Source organism: Actinoplanes rectilineatus (assembly GCF_000962825.1).
Lineage (GTDB): Bacteria > Actinomycetota > Actinomycetes > Mycobacteriales > Micromonosporaceae > Actinoplanes > Actinoplanes rectilineatus.
The window spans coordinates 1-17,046 of record NZ_JZKF01000048.1; the positions used below are offsets into that span (position 1 = coordinate 1).

At 69.8% G+C, this 17,046-nt stretch carries 16 protein-coding genes and 2 riboswitches; of the genes, 9 read left to right on the forward strand and 7 right to left on the reverse strand.

The window, feature by feature from the left end; all coding sequences use genetic code 11:
• The first annotated feature begins 108 nt into the window (after window positions 1-108).
• Window positions 109-201: riboswitch (ZMP/ZTP riboswitch) on the forward strand.
• 21 nt (window positions 202-222) lie between these two features.
• The 4 genes from WH85_RS29700 to WH85_RS29715 all read left to right on the forward strand — a co-directional run bounded on the left by WH85_RS29700 (window position 223) and on the right by WH85_RS29715 (window position 4,632).
• Complete coding sequence (locus WH85_RS29700; RefSeq protein ID WP_245674145.1) at window positions 223-1,650, forward strand: glycine hydroxymethyltransferase; 1,428 nt, start codon at window positions 223-225, stop codon at window positions 1,648-1,650.
• Between the two features lie 171 nt (window positions 1,651-1,821).
• The gene (locus WH85_RS29705; protein ID WP_045745343.1) at window positions 1,822-2,844 is read left to right on the forward strand and encodes a sugar ABC transporter substrate-binding protein; all 1,023 of its coding nucleotides are present in this window, start codon (window positions 1,822-1,824) and stop codon (window positions 2,842-2,844) included.
• A gap of 1 nt (window position 2,845) precedes the next feature.
• Entirely contained in the window at window positions 2,846-3,862 is a 1,017-nt protein-coding gene (locus WH85_RS29710) for an ABC transporter permease (RefSeq protein WP_045745344.1), read from the forward strand.
• Complete coding sequence (locus tag WH85_RS29715; protein WP_045745382.1) at window positions 3,859-4,632, forward strand: ATP-binding cassette domain-containing protein; 774 nt, start codon at window positions 3,859-3,861, stop codon at window positions 4,630-4,632. The genes WH85_RS29710 and WH85_RS29715 overlap by 4 nt, the downstream gene beginning before the upstream one ends.
• Before the next feature lie 15 nt (window positions 4,633-4,647).
• Here the strand turns inward: WH85_RS29715 and WH85_RS29720 are convergent, their stop codons facing one another.
• Entirely contained in the window at window positions 4,648-5,520 is an 873-nt protein-coding gene (locus WH85_RS29720; protein WP_045745345.1) for a LysR family transcriptional regulator, read from the reverse strand.
• 70 nt (window positions 5,521-5,590) lie between these two features.
• On the opposite strand from WH85_RS29720, the gene WH85_RS29725 reads away from it, so the two are divergent.
• Window positions 5,591-5,956: a YybH family protein gene (locus WH85_RS29725; protein WP_045745346.1), complete on the forward strand. Its 366-nt coding sequence runs from the start codon at window positions 5,591-5,593 to the stop codon at window positions 5,954-5,956.
• A gap of 228 nt (window positions 5,957-6,184) precedes the next feature.
• Here WH85_RS29725 and WH85_RS54010 read toward each other — a convergent pair whose 3' ends face one another.
• A complete protein-coding gene (locus tag WH85_RS54010; protein WP_157411289.1) occupies window positions 6,185-8,419 on the reverse strand; it encodes a transglycosylase family protein in 2,235 nt (744 codons plus the stop codon).
• A riboswitch (cyclic di-AMP (ydaO/yuaA leader) is annotated at window positions 8,420-8,594 on the reverse strand.
• A gap of 311 nt (window positions 8,595-8,905) precedes the next feature.
• On the opposite strand from WH85_RS54010, the gene WH85_RS29730 reads away from it, so the two are divergent.
• On the forward strand, window positions 8,906-10,129 hold the full coding sequence (locus WH85_RS29730) for a saccharopine dehydrogenase family protein (protein WP_045745347.1): 1,224 nt from the start codon (window positions 8,906-8,908) through the stop codon (window positions 10,127-10,129).
• On the opposite strand, the gene WH85_RS29735 is transcribed toward WH85_RS29730, so the two are convergent.
• Window positions 10,082-10,708 (reverse strand): class I SAM-dependent methyltransferase, encoded by a 627-nt coding sequence (locus tag WH85_RS29735; protein ID WP_052720893.1) that lies wholly within the window; start codon window positions 10,706-10,708, stop codon window positions 10,082-10,084. The two genes, WH85_RS29730 and WH85_RS29735, sit on opposite strands and share 48 nt — an antisense overlap.
• 154 nt (window positions 10,709-10,862) lie before the next feature.
• Between WH85_RS29735 and WH85_RS29740 the strand changes: the two genes are divergently transcribed.
• On the forward strand, window positions 10,863-11,468 hold the full coding sequence (locus WH85_RS29740; protein ID WP_052720894.1) for a GNAT family N-acetyltransferase: 606 nt from the start codon (window positions 10,863-10,865) through the stop codon (window positions 11,466-11,468).
• A gap of 47 nt (window positions 11,469-11,515) precedes the next feature.
• Window positions 11,516-12,169, forward strand: a complete 654-nt coding sequence (locus tag WH85_RS29745; protein WP_157411290.1) for an aspartate/glutamate racemase family protein — start codon at window positions 11,516-11,518, stop codon at window positions 12,167-12,169.
• Here WH85_RS29745 and WH85_RS29750 read toward each other — a convergent pair.
• From WH85_RS29750 to WH85_RS29765, 4 genes are read right to left on the reverse strand one after another with little or no spacing between them, the layout of a single operon-like run.
• Window positions 12,157-13,233: an ABC transporter ATP-binding protein gene (locus WH85_RS29750; RefSeq protein ID WP_083449359.1), complete on the reverse strand. Its 1,077-nt coding sequence runs from the start codon at window positions 13,231-13,233 to the stop codon at window positions 12,157-12,159. The genes WH85_RS29745 and WH85_RS29750 overlap by 13 nt on opposite strands.
• On the reverse strand, window positions 13,215-14,006 hold the full coding sequence (locus WH85_RS29755) for an ABC transporter permease (protein WP_045745350.1): 792 nt from the start codon (window positions 14,004-14,006) through the stop codon (window positions 13,215-13,217). The genes WH85_RS29750 and WH85_RS29755 overlap by 19 nt, the downstream gene beginning before the upstream one ends.
• Window positions 14,003-14,764 carry a molybdate ABC transporter substrate-binding protein gene (gene modA / locus WH85_RS29760; protein ID WP_045745351.1) on the reverse strand — a complete coding sequence of 254 codons (762 nt, stop codon included), beginning with the start codon at window positions 14,762-14,764 and terminating at the stop codon, window positions 14,003-14,005. The genes WH85_RS29755 and modA overlap by 4 nt, the downstream gene beginning before the upstream one ends.
• Window positions 14,761-15,168: a TOBE domain-containing protein gene (locus tag WH85_RS29765; protein ID WP_045745352.1), complete on the reverse strand. Its 408-nt coding sequence runs from the start codon at window positions 15,166-15,168 to the stop codon at window positions 14,761-14,763. Before WH85_RS29765 ends, modA begins: the two co-directional genes overlap by 4 nt.
• A gap of 197 nt (window positions 15,169-15,365) precedes the next feature.
• Between WH85_RS29765 and WH85_RS29770 the strand changes: the two genes are divergently transcribed.
• Window positions 15,366-17,000, forward strand: a complete 1,635-nt coding sequence (locus tag WH85_RS29770) for a rhamnogalacturonan lyase B N-terminal domain-containing protein (protein WP_052720895.1) — start codon at window positions 15,366-15,368, stop codon at window positions 16,998-17,000.
• Window positions 17,001-17,046: the final 46 nt, after the last annotated feature.

Sequence of the window (17,046 nt, forward strand, 5' to 3'; positions counted from 1 at the left end):
GCGCCGATGGTACTGCACTCGGGAGGGTGTGGGAGAGTAGGACGCCGCCGGACTTAACGTTGAGAAAGGCCCACCCTTCGGGGTGGGCCTTTCTTCGTTGTATGCTCTTTCTCAGGCCGTGACTGGCGCGTTCGGATGGGTTGACCATCGGGGAGCGGCCTCGTCGAGATGACGAACATGCCGTGCGCCTGGGCCTCTTCGCTAACCCGATTGGGAGGTCCCGTGTCTGAGCTCAATGCTGAATCGACTGCGTTCCGGTCCGCGCTCGAAGTGGTGCGATCCGTCGAGCCGCGCATCGCTGACGCGATCGTCAAGGAGCTGGGCGACCAGCGCGAGTCGCTGAAGCTCATCGCCTCTGAGAACTACGCCTCGCCGGCCGTGCTGCTGGCCATGGGCAACTGGCTCTCCGACAAGTACGCGGAGGGCACCATCGGGCGCCGGTTCTACGCCGGCTGCCAGAACGTCGACACCGTCGAGTCGGTGGCCGTCGAGCACGCCAAGGCGCTGTTCGACGCGCCCTACGCCTATGTGCAGCCGCACTCCGGCATCGACGCCAACCTCGTCGCCTACTGGGCGATCCTCGCCGACCGGGTCGAGGTGCCCTACCTCAAGAAGTTCGAGAAGCGGCAGATCAACGACCTGACCGACGCCGAGTGGTCCGAGCTGCGGCAGGCGTTCGGCAACCAGCGTCTGCTGGGCATGTCCCTCGACGCGGGCGGCCACCTCACCCACGGGTTCCGTCCGAACATCTCCGGCAAGATGTTCGACCAGCGCAGCTACGGTGTCGACCCGGCCACCGGTCAGATCGACTACGCGCAGCTGCTGGAGACGGCCAAGGAGTTCAAGCCCGCCGTCATCGTCGGCGGCTATTCGGCGTACCCGCGGAAGGTGAATTTCGCGAAGATGCGGGAGATCGCCGACGCGGTGGGCGCGACCTTCATGGTCGACATGGCGCACTTCGCCGGTCTGGTCGCGGGTGGCGTGTTCACCGGGGACTACAACCCCATCCCGCACGCGCACATCGTCACCACCACCACCCACAAGAGCCTTCGCGGCCCGCGCGGTGGCGCCGTGTTCTGCCAGCCGGAGCTGTCGTCGCAGGTCGACCGGGGTTGCCCGATGGTTCTCGGTGGCCCGCTGCCGCACGTGATGGCCGCCAAGGCGATCGCGTTCGCGGAGGCACGCCGGCCCGAGTTCGCCACCTACGCCCAGCAGATCGTCACCAACAGCCAGGCGCTCGCCGAGGGGCTGCTCAAGCGGGGCGTGCAGGTGGTGTCCGGTGGCACCGACAACCACCTGGTGCTGCTCGACGTCCACCCGTACGGCATCACCGGCCGGCAGGCCGAGCAGGCCCTGCTCGACTCCGGCATCGTCACGAACCGCAACGCGATCCCCAACGACCCGAACGGCGCCTGGTACACCTCGGGCATCCGCGTCGGCACCCCGGCTCTGACCAGCCGGGGCCTCGACACCGCCGAGATGGACCAGATCGCCGAGCTGATCTACACGGTTCTCAGCAACACCACCCCGGCTGAGGGTTCCAAGGCCAAGTTCACCCTCGACCCGGCGCTGTCCGAGCGGGTGCACAAGCAGGCTTCCGAGCTGCTCGCCCCGTTCCCGCTCTACCCGTCGGTGGACCTGGGCCTCTGAGCCTGACCGTTCGCAGCACTGCCCCCGCCTGCCTCGTGCCGGCGGGGGCAGTGTCGTTTCCGGAGTCGATCATCAGGCGATGATCACCCACGGCAATCACATCGAAACTTGTTGTTGACACTCCGGTGGTGCGGGCGTCTACTCCAGACAGCGTCGTCGTCGGGAGGTGACATGCGCAGGCTTCTCGCGGTTACCGGCTGTGTCGCGCTGGCGCTCGCCGGCGCCGCCTGCAACCGGGGCACCGGCGAACCGGTGGTCGGCCTGGTGACCAAGACCGACACCAACCCGTTCTTCGTCACCATGAAGAAGGGCGCCGAACGCGCCGCCGGGCAGCACAGGCTGGAGCTGCAGTCCTTCGCCGGCCGTCAGGACGGCGACAACGAGGCCCAGGTCCAGGCGATCGAAAACCTGATCTCGTTCGGCGCCGAGGGCTTCCTGATCACCCCGAACGACTCGAAGGCGATCGTGCCGTCCATCGACCGGGCGCGGAAGGCCGACATGCTGGTCATCGCGCTGGACACCCCGGTCGACCCGCCGGACGCGGTGGACGCCACGTTCGCCACCGACAACTACGAGGCCGGCCGTCTGATCGGGCAGTGGGCGAAGGCGAAGTTCGCGGCCGGCGGGACCGAGGCGCGGATCGCGATGCTCGACCTCAACCCCAATCAGGTGTCCGTCGACGTCCAGCGGGACCAGGGTTTCCTGGACGGTTTCGGCATTCCGAACGGCGACCCGGGCCGGATCGGCGACGAGAACGACCCGCGGATCGCCGGGCACGACGTCACCGACGGCAACGAGGAGGGTGGGCGCACCGCGATGGAGAACCTCTTGCAGAAGGACCCGTCGATCAACCTGGTCTACACCATCAACGAGCCTGCCGCGGCGGGGGCGTACGAGGCCCTGAAAGCGGCCGGCAAGGCGCAGGACGTCACGATCGTGTCGGTCGACGGCGGCTGCCCGGGTGTCGACAACGTGGCGAGCGGTGTCATCGGCGCCACCTCGATGCAGTTCCCGGTCAAGATGGCCGAGCTGGGCATCGAGGCGATCAACCGGTACGCGCAGGACGGCACCCGCCCGCAGAACACCGCCGGCAAGAGTTTCGTGGACACCGGCGTACAACTGATCACCGATCAGCCGCAGGCCGGCGTGGAGGCGAAGGACTCCACGTGGGGCAAGCAGAACTGCTGGGGCTGACATGGCGACCACGACCGCCGCCGACTTCGAGAGCCGTCAGCACGACTCGCTGCCGGCGCGTGTTCAGCATCTGCTGCACGCCAACCCGGTGCTGGGCCCACTGGCCGTCCTGCTGGTGGCGATCGTCGCGTTCTCGATCGTCAACGCCCGGTTCTTCTCCGCAGCCAACCTGTCCCTGGTGCTGCTGCAGGTCACCGTGATCGCCACGCTGGCACTGGGACAGACCTTGATCATCCTGACCGCGGGGATCGACCTGGCGGCCGGGGCGATCGCGGTGTTCTCGTCGGTGCTGATGGCGGCGTTCTGCGTGCGGTCGGGGATGCCCGGACCGATCGCGCTGCTGCTCGGCCTGGTCTGCGGAACCGCGATGGGCGCGTTCAACGGTCTGCTGGTCACCCGGATCAAGCTGCCGCCGTTCATCGTCACTCTCGGCACGCTGACCATCTTCTTCTCGCTGAACGCCGTGGTCAGCAACAGTGAGACGGTCCGTGGCACGGACATGCCGGGCCTGATGACCTGGACCGGCGAGGCGATCGGGATCGGTGGTTTCCAGCTGAGCTACGGCTCGATCATCATGCTGATCCTGTTCGGGTTCTTCTGGTACGCCCTGACCTGGACCGCCTGGGGCAAACACGTGTACGCGACCGGCGACGACGGGGAGGCGGCCCGCCTGGCCGGCATCCGTACCGGCCGGGTGCTGTTCTCGGTCTACACCACCGCGGGCCTGCTGTACGCGGTGGCCGGCTGGATCCTCATCGGACGTCTCGCCTCGGCCAGCCCGAACGTCGGCACCGAGTACAACCTGGACTCGATCACCGCCGTCGTGCTCGGCGGCACCAGCCTGTTCGGTGGCCGGGGCGGTGTCATCGGCACCCTGATCGGCGCGCTGATCGTCGGGGTGTTCCGCAACGGCCTGCAGCTCGCCGGGGTCGAGGTGGTCTGGCAGGGGTTCGCGATCGGCCTGCTGGTGCTGACCGCCGTCTCGCTGGATCAGTGGATCAGGAGGGTGCGGACGTGACCACCCCGGTGCTGCAGGCCACCGGCCTGACCAAGCGGTACGGCCGGGTCGTCGCCATCGACGGCAGCGATCTGGAGCTGTTGCCCGGCGAGATCCTGGCGGTGATCGGCGACAACGGTGCCGGCAAGTCCAGCCTGATCAAGGCGCTGTCCGGTGCGATCGTCCCGGACAGCGGCGAGATCCTGCTGGACGGCGAGCCGGTGCGGTTCCGCAATCCGCTGGAGGCGCGGGCGGCCGGCATCGAGACGGTCCACCAGACGCTGGCGGTCGCCCCGGGTCTGGACATCGCCGACAACCTGTTCCTCGGCCGGGAGGAGCGCCGGCCCGGGCTGCTCGGATCGGTCTTCCGGATGCTGGACCGCGGGCACATGCGGTCGGAGGCCGCCCGGCACATGAGCGAGCTCGGCGTGGCGACCCTGCAGAACATCGGCCAGGCCGTGGAGTCGCTCTCCGGGGGCCAGCGCCAGGCGGTGGCGGTGGCCCGCTCCGCGGCGTTCGGCAGCAAGGTGGTGATCCTCGACGAGCCGACCGCGGCCCTGGGCGTGAAGGAGGGCAACCGGGTCCTGCAGCTGATCCGCGACGTCCGTGACCGGGGCCTGCCGGTGATCCTGATCAGCCACAACATGCCGCACGTCTTCGAGGTCGCCGACCGCATCCACATCCAGCGACTGGGCCGCCGCATCGCGGTCGTCACCCCGCGCTCCCACTCGATGTCCGACGCGGTGGCCATCATGACCGGCGCCGCACCCCCACCGGATGCCGACGAGTGACGCGCCCGGTGTCCGTCAGGCGAATGCCGTCCGGCAATGCTCGAGAAAGACGGCCAGTGCGGGGCTGCTCCGTTCCTGCCACACCAATGCGAGCAGCGCCGGGATGTCCATGCCGTCTATCGGAACGGCTGTCAGATCCGGGTATGCGGCCGCCATCGACTCGCTCAGCACCGCCACGCCCAGTCCGCGCCGCGCCAGTCCGGCAACCGTGTTCGGTGAGGTCGCGACCAGCGCGATGTCGGGCGTGACACGCTGCGCGGCACAGGCCTGATCGAGCACGTCGCGGATTCCGGTGCCTTTCGGGAGCGAGATCATCGGGTACGCGGAAAGCCCGGTCACCGAGAGCCGCCCCACCGTGGCGAGTTCGCTGTCCGGCGGAGTCAACGCCACCAACGGTTCCTTCACGATCACGTGGCTCTCGAGGTGTTCCGGCGGTTCGCCGGCGGTGCCGACGAGTGCGATGTCGAGGCTGCCCGTGCGTACGCGGGCGACGAGCAGATCGGAGTTCGCCTCCTGCAACTCCAATTCGATGTCCGGGTGCGCGTGATGAAATGCGGCGAGCGCGTCGAAGAGCGGGGTCACCTCGCAGCCCACCACCATGCCCACCGCGAGCCGCCCCCGGACCAGCCCGAACACGTCGTCGATGGAGTCACGGAGATCGGCGGCGGCGTCGAGCGCGGCACGGGCGTACCGGAGAGCCGCCGACCCCGCCTCGGTGAGCTGGGCGGACCGGCCGCTGCGGTCGAAGAGCCGGGCACCGAGCTCATGCTCCAAGGCCTTGATCTGCGCGCTGACCCCGGATTGCGTGATGTGTACGCGTTCCGCCGCCCGCGTGAAACTGGCGGTCTCGGCGACCGCGACGAAGTACTCGAGCTGACGCAGATCCATGAGTCAGGATTGTAGTTGTCATGAGAAGTATGCGTTGGACTTGTCATCGGGGGAGGGGAAGAGTGGAGGCATGACCGAACACGCCAAGGCTCACCAGCCCGAAGACCTGACGCGTCTCTTCGTCGAGCGCGCCAACGCCAAGGATGCCGAGGGCCTGTCGCTGCTCTACGAGGAGGACGCCGTGATGGCTTTCCCGCCCGGCTCGCAGACCCGCGGTCGCGCCGCGATCCGCAAGCTGTGGGAGGAACTGCTTCCCCGGATGCCACAGTTCGAGCCCGAGCAGCCGCTGCCCACTCTGATCAGCGGAGACCTGGCGCTCACCTCGACGCCACCGAAGGACGGTTCCGGCGCGCGAGCCCAGGTCGTCCGCCGGCAGCCTGATGGCACCTGGTTGCGAGTCCTCGACCAGCCCGAGTTCGTCGACCCCACCCCGTGACCGCGTGGCCGTGAAACACGCTGCTGTCGTGCTCGCTGTGACGCGTGCTGCCGTGTCCGCTGCGACGTGTTTCGCCGTGTCCGCTGCGACGCGTGCTGCCGTGTCCGCTGTAAGGGGTGCTGTCGTGCCCGTCATGAGGCGCGTCGCTGTGCTCGCTGTGGCCTTCGGGGCCGCGGCGGGCATGGATCCGGCCGTCCCGCGAGTTCGGGGACGGCCGGATCGCCACGGTCACAGCGTGATGCGCTGGCCGGGGTAAAGCAGGTGAGGGCTACGCAGAAGCTCATCATTCAGGCGATAAAGATGACGCCAGCCGCCCGTGATGTCGTGCTGAGCCGCGATGGAGGTCAGTGTGTCACCGTGGCGCACGACGTGGACGCTTATTCCTACTCCACCCTTCCGCACCGTTCCGCCGGTTCGGCCAGTTCCGCCAGTGCTGGGCCGTTCTCCGGCGGGTCGTCCGGCAACCGGCCGTCCTCCGGCGGGTCGTCCGGCAACCGGCCGTCCCCCGACTGGTCGTCCGGGGATGGGCCGTAGGAACGGCTTGGCCGCACTGGCCATCGCGACCTGGTTCATCCGGACGGCTCGGGTCCGGCTGGCGTCGTCAGCCCGCAGGTCCCGCACCACAGCCGCCATCATCGTCGCGGTCAGCCCTGTTCCGGTCGAACTCGTGCTGCCCTGTGTGGTGCCGGTCGATCCCGATGTCGCTGATTCGGCGCGCACCGGCACCGGGCTCGGGAGGTCCACGCCCGGCGTGATCGGCCCGGGCACGAACGGTCCCGGAGCCATCGCCCCGGAGGCGGTCGGACTCGGTGTGGTCCATCCCGAGGCGGCGACGTCAGGAATCGCCAATACGGGAGGGGCCCCCGCAGGAGGGGCGCCCGCGGGAGGCGTCGGACCAGCCAGGTTCCGCGGCAGCAGCGTGCCGCCACCGCGCACCAGGCTGATCGCGCTCACGCTTGCCGCACCGGAGAAGGCGGTTACCGCTTTGAGCGAGGCCTTCCGCTCGGCCGCAGCCCGTTCGATCTGCCGCCGGATCGCGTCCGCCCGCGTCGCGGCCAGCCGCATTTCACGGCCTTGGCGCGTTTCCAGGACCACTCGCACCGCACTACGAATCCTCCCCCGCCCCTTCGTCTCCCGCTCAGCCGTCTCCCGCTCAGCCGTCTCCCGCTCAGCCGTCCCCTGCTCCGCTGCCCCAAGTCCGGCTGTCGTTCGCTCTGCCGTGCCCGGTCCTGCTGGCCGCTGTCGTTGTCCAGTCGGATCGAGGCGCTTTCCGTCGCCCACCGCGCTACCGGTCTGAGCTTGAGCGGTGGCGGCCCCGGCGGGGCGTTTTTGAGCCGTCAGCCGAAGAACCCGCAGCCGGGTGACTCTCTCCCATGCCGCGGCCTCATGCATGATCCGATTCTGTTCAGAGGCCACTTCGCGCGACGCGCTGTCTGACGGGGTTACCTCGCTCCCGTCGCGGACCTGCGTCCCGGGTCGCGCCAAACGTCGCTCTTCCGAGCTGCCGCGCGATGAGCCCCCGCCCCCGCGTACCTCAGCGGTCTTGGCCGGCGCCTTCTGAGCGGCGCTGCCGACGCCGCCGGTGTTCTTGCCCGCACGCACACCGGCGGATGGGGCCGTCGCCTTCTGGGCGGCGCTGCCGGCGCTGCCGGGGTCTCTGCCTGTGCGCACTTCGGCTGTCTGAGATGCCGTCTTCCGGCTCGTGTCGTCAGAGCCGGCCGTGCTCTTCCCTGTCCGCACATCCGTGTTCTGACCCGCACGTACATCCGTGTTCTGACCCGCACGTACATCAGCGGTCTGGACTGTCGCTTCCTGAGCGGCCGTCTTACGGGTTGCGTCCGCCTGGGCGGCTGCCTCGCGGGCTGCGGCGTCTCGGGCGGCGAACTCGCGGGCTTCGGCCTCTCGCAGGGCCCTCTCGCGGATCGCCCTCTCGCGGATCTCGGTGGCTCGCAGCGCTGCGCGTCGGCGGGCCTCCGCCTGGCGTTGTGCCAAGGCCTGGCGGGCGGCTGTTCTGCGCTGGGCGGCTTGCCTGCGGGCTTCCGCTCTGGCCTGCGCTCGGGCTTCCGCGCGGGCCGCTGCGGCTGCTCTGCGTTCGGCTGCCGCCTTGCGGGCCGCGGCGGACGAGACACCCCGGCGGCCGTGTTTGCCGCATGTCGGCCACGCGCCGATGCCCTGGCCGCGGAGCACCCGCTCCGCCACGTGGATCTGTTCGCTCTTGCTGGCCCGGTTCGCGGTCCCGGCGAACTTCGACCCGCCGTAGGCGCGCCACGTGCCACGCGTGAACTGCAGGCCCCCGTAGTAGCCGTTGCCGGTGTTGATCCGCCAGTTGCCGCCTGATTCGCAGCGGGCTACCGCATCCCAGTTGACCTCGGCCCCGAAAGCCGCCGACTCGGTGCCCAGCAGCGAGAACGCGACCATCGTGCCGGTGAGTCCGACAACGGCCTGCTTACGTATGTGATGCATCTGAGCTTCCTCCACGCCTGCGAGGTCAGCTGTCGGGTTCGGGCAGAGGTGCCCGGTCGCGTCGTGTGCGGCTTCACCCCGAGGCGCGTGTCAGCGCCGAGGAACGTGTGGGTCCCCCGCTCCCTGCCTGGGTTCGTGTCCGTGGCCGGCGGCAAGGATTCGGCGTTCCGGCCACGGTGCCCGCGTACGGGCCGCCGGATGGTGTTGTCACCGGCGTGCAGAGCCGGTGTCGTGCTGCCACCGTGCATGCAAGAGCCGGTGTCGTGCCGCCACCGGCGCACAAAAGCCGGCCGCGATGCTGCCACCGGCATGCAAGGCCGGCGCGGTGCTGCTCACCGGCGTGTGAAGCACGGTGATGGTGCACCAACCCGGAGGCTGGCAGGTGGCGCCTTCTCGTAAATTAGACGCTTTGGTCGGCCTTTGCGGGATAACCACCAACTACCTGCCAGTAGCCGACCCTCCACCCAGGGTGCACAATCGGCAGCCATGAGCCGCGACTTCGATGTGATCGTCTACGGTGCTTCCGGTTTCGTCGGTGCGCTGGTGGCGCAACACCTGGCCGAGAATGCTCCACCAGAAACACAAATTGCACTGGCCGGCCGTTCACCGGAGAAACTGGAGTCGGTACGCGCACGGCTGGGCGTCGACTGGCCCGTGATCGTTGCGGACGCCGGTGATCGGGACGCGTTGACCACCATGGCCGCCCGCACGCGGGTGGTGGTCACGACCGTCGGCCCCTATGCGCGGCACGGTCTTCCGCTGGTCAACGCGTGTGCCGAGGCCGGCACCGACTATCTGGATCTGAGCGGTGAGGTGCTGTTCGTCCGGGACAGCATCGCTGCGAATCATGAGACGGCGCGGCGGACCGGTGCCCGGATCGTGCACTCGTGCGGTTTCGACTCGATCCCGTCCGACATCGGCGTTCACGTGCTCCACAAGCATGTCCGGAGCGAACTCACCGACACCACGCTCGTGGTCACGAGTCTGTCCGGGGGTATCAGCGGCGGGACGATCGACTCGATGCGCGGTCAGGTGGACGCGGTACGCAGTGATCCCGCGCTGCGACGGGCCGCCGCCAGCCCGTACTCCTTGACTCCTGATCGCGACGCCGAGCCGGACCTGGGCCGCCAGCCGGACATGGTCTCGGTGCCCGCCTCCGATGTGGATCCGAGTCTGCGCGGGCAGTTGGCGCCGTTCGTGATGGCCTCCTACAACACCCGGGTGGTGCGGCGCAGCAACGCTCTGCGCGGTCACGCCTACGGTCGCCGGTTCCGCTACCGGGAGGCGGTGAGTGTCGGTGCCTCCCCGCTGTCGCCGGTGTTCGCTTTCGGACTCAAGATGGGCCTGACCGGTCTCTTCCTCGGTCTGGCCGTGCCGCCGACGCGTTTTCTGCTGGACCGGATCCTGCCGAGACCCGGGACCGGCCCGGATGAGAAGACCCGGCGTAACGGGCATTTCACGGTGGACATCTTCACCACGACGGTGGAGGGTGAGCGCTATCGTGCCCGGTTCCGGGCGAAAGGCGATCCGGGGTACGCGGCGACCGCCGTCATGCTCGGCGAGTCCGCTCTCGCGCTCGTCCTCGACCGGGACAGGCTTCCCGAGTCCGAGGGTGGGGTGCTGACTCCCGCCACGGCTCTCGGCGATGCCCTGGTCGACCGGCTACGGGCGGCCGGCGTCGAGATCACGGTCCACCCCGCCGGCCGGTGAGGTGCCGATGACCTCGAAGACGTGCCAGTGCTTGGGCCCACTGAATGCGGGCCCCGGCGCGTCCTCCTCCCGCCAGTGCACGATCTCCAGTCCGTGAAGGCGTTCCCGCAGCTCACCCTCTTTGAGGAAGGTCAGCTGCGGGTTGCCCGCCCACGAGTCCCGGTCGCCGAAGAGGTCCGCGGCGAGCCACCCGCCGGGCCGGAGTGCCGCCCGTGCCGCCGCCCACACCCGGTCGAAGGAGGCGGGTGGCTGGTGTGGCAGCGCGTACCCCGCATAGATCAGATCGGCGTCGGGCAGCTCGCGGATCTCCGTGAAGTCCTGGACGCGGATTTCCAGCGCCGGGTGCCGCCCGCCGATGGTCCGGGTGACGCGCTGTGGGGTGCCGGGTTCGCCGTCGAGGGCGATCACCCGCCAGCCGGCGTCGAGCAGCGCCCGGGTCTCCCGTCCGGCGCCGCATCCGAGGTCGACGGCGGTCCGGGCGCGTCCCGGGCCGGCCAGGTCGATCACGCGACGGCACAGCTCGCGGACCGGTCGTGCCGCCTGCCGTGCGTTGTAGGCGGCCCAGTGTGAGGACGACATGGAGTAATCCTGCACGACGCATGCAAGATCTCACAAAAGAGTCCTAATTCGACTTCTCCGCAGGTCAAGCGCCGTATCGGTAATCCGACCAGGAGCATGTTTCATTTCGAGCGCTACTAGCAGGAACCGGGTCCATATGGGCAGGATTTTGAGAGTGACCGCCAGCCCGCTGCCCTACCCGCTGACGTTGACGGGACCCGGCATCGTCCTCCGCGAGTGGGGTGCCGACGACCTGGACGATCTGGTTGCGCTGCTCGACGAGCCGGACATCGCGCGCTGGACGCCGATGCCGTCGCCGTTCGACGCCGAGGCCGGTGTCGCCTACCTCAGGCGTGCCCGCCAGGGCCGGGTGAACGGTTCCCGGATCCAGCTCGCGATCACCGAGGAGGGTGGCCACCCGCTGGGTGAGGTGTCGCTCTTCGGCGTGACCACCGACCTCACGGCCGAGATCGGCTATCTGGTGGGTCGCCCTCATCGGCGCCGAGGCCTCGCTGCCGCCGCGCTCTCCACCCTCGCGGGGTACGCACGGGAAGCCCTCGGCCTGCGCCGGTTGTTGTTGCGGATCGACCCGGACAACACCGCCAGCACGTCCGTGGCCCGCCGGTGCGGGTTCTGGCTGTCCGGTGACCCGCCCATCCACCAGGAGGGCCCGTACGGGTCGACAAGGCTGGACACGTGGGAGTTCGTGGCGGGCCAGGTCGGCGCCCGCCGCGAGTACCGGCAGAACGTGGCCTCCCGGCGTTACCGACGGCGCACCTGACGACAGCCGGCACCGGGCGGGACGGTGGCGGAGGTAGCGTACGGCGAGTGACCGTGATCGGCTTTCTGCACACCGCTGAGGTGCACGTCGCGACCTTCCGCGACCTCTGCGCGGAGCTCGCACCGGACTGGGACGACCGGCACGTGGTCGACGAGTCGCTGCTGGCCCGCGCCCGGGTCGACGGCGTCACCCCGGAGGTCGTGGCGGCGCTCCGGGCGCGGCTGTCCGAACTGAGTGGCGCGGACGTGATCGTCTGCACGTGCTCGACGATCGGTGCCGCCGCGGAGGGGCTGGACGGTGCTTTCGGCGTACCCCTGATGCGTGTTGATCGTCCGATGGCCGATGCCGCCGTCGCTGCCGGTGGGCGCATCGCGGTCGCGTTCGCTCTGGAGTCGACGTGGGCGACGACCGGCGCGCTGATCCGCGACAGTGCCGTCCGGGCCGGACGGGAGGTGACGCTGACGCCGGTGCCGTGCCTGTCGGCCTGGCCGTTTTTCGAGGCCGGTGACCTGCCGCGGTATCACCGGACGATCGCCGATCGGATCCGGACGACGGCCGGTGACGTGGACGTGACGGTGTTGGCGCAGGCGAGCATGACGCCGGCCGCCGGCCTGCTGCCCGGGGTCCCGGTGCTGTCGAGTCCCCGGACGGCGGTCGCGGCAGCCGTGCAGAGAGTCCGCAACGTTCGCTACGCCGTGTAAGCCCGGGTCTCGGCTGCTTTGACGGCCACCCACAGTTCGCGGCCCGGTTCCAGTTCGAGGTGGGCGGCCGCCGCCGGGGTGATGTCCGCGGCCACGTTGATCGGCCCGTCCAGGCGGACCCGCAGGTTGTCGCCGTGCCGTTGGATGTCGGTGAGCGTCGCCGACCAGGTGTTGCGCGGCGAACCGTCGGGACGGTGGGGGTGCAGCGCGACGGCCGAGGGCGGGAACGCCACGAACGCCTCGCCGTGCACCGTGTCCGTGGTGGTCAGTGCGAACCCGCCGGCCACCTCGACGGTGTGCCCGTCGCCGCGTCCCCGGTACAGGTTCAGCCCGACCAGCCGGGCCACGTAGTCGGTCCGCGGTCGTGCGGTGATGGTGGCCGCGTCGCCCTCCTGCACCACCCGGCCGTCCTCGACGATCACCAGCCGGTCGGCGAGGACCAGCGCGTCGAGCGGATCGTGGGTGACCAGTAGCGCCGCCCCGGGGTGCGCGGTCAGGTGCCGGTTCAGTTCGGCCCGGGTCTCCAGCCGGGTACGCGCGTCGAGCGCCGCCAGTGGCTCGTCGAGCAGCAGCAGCGCCGGGTCCAGGGCCAGTGCCCGGGCCAGCGCGACCCGCTGTGCCTGACCGCCGGAGAGCTGCCGTGGTTTGCGCCGGCCGTGGTCGGCCAGGCCCACCCGCTCCAGCCACCGGTCGGCGGTTGCGTGGGCGGTCCGGCGGTCCACGCCGTGCCGGCGCGGGCCGAACGCCACGTTGTCGCGGGCGCTGAGGTGCGGGAACAGCAGGTAGTCCTGGAACACCACACCGATCGGGCGCTGCTCCGGGGGAACCCAGGTCTTCTTCTCCGGGTGGTCCAGGTCGTGCCCGTCCACGGTCAGGTGCCCGCCGGAGAGCGGCGTCAGGCCGGCGAGTGCCCGCAGTGCCGTCGTCTTGCCCGCGCCGTTGGGGCCGAGCAGCGCGACCGTCTCGCCCGGCTGGATGCGCAGGGCGATGTCGAGTGCGAAGGTGCCGCGCCGGACCTGCAGCCGGGCGTCGACCAGGTGCCCGGTCACGGCGTGGTCAGCCAGCGGTCGCGGAGGGCGGCGAGGATGGTGACCGAGACGGCGAGCAGGATCAGGCTGAGCACCACGGCGCCTTCGAGGTCCCCGCTCTCCATGGTCTGGTAGACCGCCAGCGGCATGGTCTGTGTCACTCCCGGGAAGTTGCCGGCGAAGGTGATCGTCGCGCCGAACTCGCCGAGGGCCCGCGCCCAGCAGAGCACCCCGCCGGCCGCGATGCCCGGCGCGACGAGCGGCAACGTGACGTGGGTGAAGCTGATCCAGCGGGTCGCGCCGAGGGTCGCCGCGGCCTCCTCGTACCGGGTGTCGGCTCCGCGCAGGGCGCCCTCGACCGAGATCACCAGGAAGGGCAGGGCGACGAAGGCCTCGGCGACGACCACCCCGGCCGTGGTGAACGGCAGGCTGAACCCGAAGTTCTCGTCGAGCCAGGACCCGACCAACCCCCGGCGCCCGAGGGCCAGCAGCAGGGCGATGCCGCCGACCACCGGCGGCAGCACCAGCGGCACGGTGATCAGCGCGCGGACCAGTCGCCGGCCGGGGAACTCGACGCGGGCCAGCATCCAGGCCAGCGGCACGCCGAACACCAGGCAGAGCAGGGTCGCCAGGGTGGAGGTGAGCATCGACAGCCGCAGCGCCATCGCCACCTCGGGCTCGGCGAGGCGCTGCGGCAGGGTCGACCACGGCGTACGCGCCAGCAGCCCCACCAACGGCAGGACCAGGAAGACCAGGCCCAGGGCCGCGGGCACGAGCAGGGGCACCGGGACCCTGGTGCGCCGGGTCATGGCGCCTGGAACCCGGCTTCGGTCAGGACCGCCTTGGCCTCGTCGGTGCCGATGTACGCGACGAACGCCTGTGCGCCGACCGGGTTCTTCGCCTCCTTGAGCACCGCGATCGGGTAGTCGTTGATCGCCTTCTCCGACTCGGGGAACTCGACCGCGTCGACGTCGGCCGCGGCTGCCTTGGCGTCGGTGCGGTAGACCAGCGACGCGTCAACCTCGCCGAGCTTCACCTTGGACAGTGCCGCCTTGACGTCCTGTTCCAGGGTGACCGGGGTGATCGTCACACCGGCCGCCTCGGTGGCGGTCTCGGCGGCCGCGCCGCACGGCACCGCTTCGGCGCAGAGCGCCACTTTGAGGTCGGCCCCGGTCAGGCCGGCCAGGCCGGTGATGCCCTTCGGGTTGCCCTTGGCGACCGCGATGACCAGCTGGTTCTTGGCGAACGTGGTGGGCGTGACGGCCGAGGTGACGGCGTCCATGTTCTTCGGCGCGGCCGAGGCGAACACGTCGGCCGGGGCGCCCTCGTTGATCTGGGTGGCCAGGGCCGAGCTGCCGGCGAAGCTGAACGTCACCGTGGTGCCGGGGTTCTTCTGCTCGAACTGCTCGCCGATCGTGGTGAACGACTCGGTGAGCGAGGCGGCGGCGAAGACGGTGACGGTGCCGGTGACACCGCCGCTCTCCGCTGGAGTCGCCTCGTCGTCAGATGTCGAGCCGCATCCGGACAATAGGACCAGGGCTGCCAGGGCAGCAGCGCGAAGCCTCATGGGTTCCTCCCCAACTGGGCACGTTCCACGACCACCGTGGTCGACTTGATGACGGCGACCGCGACCGAACCGACCCGCAGGTCGAGCTCGTCCACGGCTTCCCGGCTCATCAGCGACACCAGCCGGAACGGCCCGGCCTGGATGTCCACCTGAGCCATCACGGTGTCCTTGACCACCGCGGTGACGATGCCGCGCAGCCGGTTGCGCGCCGACGACGCGTCGGCCCGCCCGTCCGGCTCGGCGGCCTGGGCACGGACGAACCCGGCCAGCTCCACGCCGTCGATCACCCGGCGACCGTGCTCGTCGCGGGACGCCGGGAGGCGCCCGGCGTCGACCCAGCGGCGGACCGTGTCCGTGCTGACCCCGAGCAGCTCAGCCGCCTCGCCGATCTGGAAAACCGTCACATCGATCACCCTAGTCAATCGCAACTGCTACCCGTGGTCAGGGATATCAACCGCATATTCGGGCGCTCGAGCCCCGAATCGGCCGCAGAAGCGGCCGGAGGAGAGCGGCCCGGAAAAAAGATCTCCGACGCGAGCAACCTTTCCAGCCCGCCGGAACACCTCCACATGTCCCCGACGGCTCGCTCATAGGTGGTCCCATGTCCCAACCCGATCGGAAATCCGTCCGGAAACGGCGCAAGGCCCTGGCCGGTGGCCTGGCCACCACGGCGGTGCTGGCCGGTGTCGGCCTGCTCGGCGTCGGCCAGCCCTGGGCGAGCGCGGCGGCGAACGTCAGCTTCGACACCGGGACCGGCCTGACCTTCACCGTCGACGGCACCAACGGCAACATGACCACGCTCAAGCACAACGGCACCGAACTCACCGCCTCCGGGTACGCGGCCGGCCAGTTCGAGTCCGGCTGGAAGACCGCGACGGTCACCGGCACGACGTTCAACAACGGCAGCTCGATCCTGATCAGCGCGACGGAGACGTCGATCGGCGTCACCCAGTACTACTTCGCCCGCAAGAACGACAACACGATCTACATGGCCACGAACATCACCAAGGCCCTCAACCCCGGCGAGGCCCGGTTCATCACCCGGCTCAAGCCGTCGGTGCTGACCACCTCACCCACGGCCGCCAAGACCGGCGGCGCGACCACCACGGTCGAGGGGTCGGACGTGTTCGCGTTCGGCAACGGGCAGACGGCGTCGAAGTTCTTCAGCTCGCAGCGGCTGATCGCGCAGCAGCCGTTCGGGGCGAGCGGCAACGGGCACGGGGCGTACATCATCCCGGCGTACACCGACATGACCTCGGGCGGGCCGTTCTTCCGCGACATCGAGGTCAACGACACCGGTAGTGCCGTCAACATCACGCACTACATGTTCAGCGGGCACCAGCAGACCGAGGCCCTGCGGCTCGGCCTGCACGGCCCGTACGCCCTCGCCCTGACCGACGGCGCGGCGCCCGCCGCCCGCAGCATGGACTTCCTCGCGTCGTTCATCCCCGGAATGCTCTCCAACGCGCAGCGCGGCGGTGTCAGCGGCACCGCGAGCGGCAGCTGGAACGGGCTGAAGGCCACCGTCGCCCTGGCCGGCACCAACGGGCAGTACTGGGGTCAGGTCAAGTCCGGCCAGTTCGTGATCGGCCACGTCAAGCCGGGCACCTACACCGCCACCCTGTACGCCGGTGAGCTCGCGGTCGGCGCCACCAAGACGGTCACCGTCACCGCCGGCGGCACCGCGTCGCTGGCGATGACCGGCAGCGTCCCGGCCGCCGGCACGCTGTTCCAGCTCGGCACGTTCGACGGCACCCCGGCCGGCTTCCGCAACGCCGACAAGATCGAGACGATGCACCCGTCGGACTCGCGGATGTCGTCGTGGAAGCCCGGCACCGTGGCCGTCGCCTCCGGCGCGTCCGGTTTCCCGATGGCCGAGTTCAAGTCGGTCAACTCGCCGCTCGCGCTGAGCTTCGACCTGACCTCGGTCCCGGCGAACGGCGCCAAACTGCGAATCGCCACCACGTCGAACTTCGCCGGCGGTCGTCCCGCCGTCACGATCGGCGGCTACACCTCGCCGGCGTCGGCCTCCCCGACCCCGGTGAACCTCAACTCGCGCGGCGTCACCCGCGGCACCTGGCGCGGCAACAACACCACGTACACGTTCACCATCCCGGCGAGCGCGCTGAAGAAGGGCAGTAACACGCTGTCCCTGTCGGTGCTCAGCGGCAGCAGCGGCGACACGTTCCTCAGCCCGAACTTCGTCTTCGACGCACTGGCGCTGGACCCGGCGTAACCCGCCCGCGAAAGCGAGGAGGCCCGGCCGTCTTTGAGGGGAGACG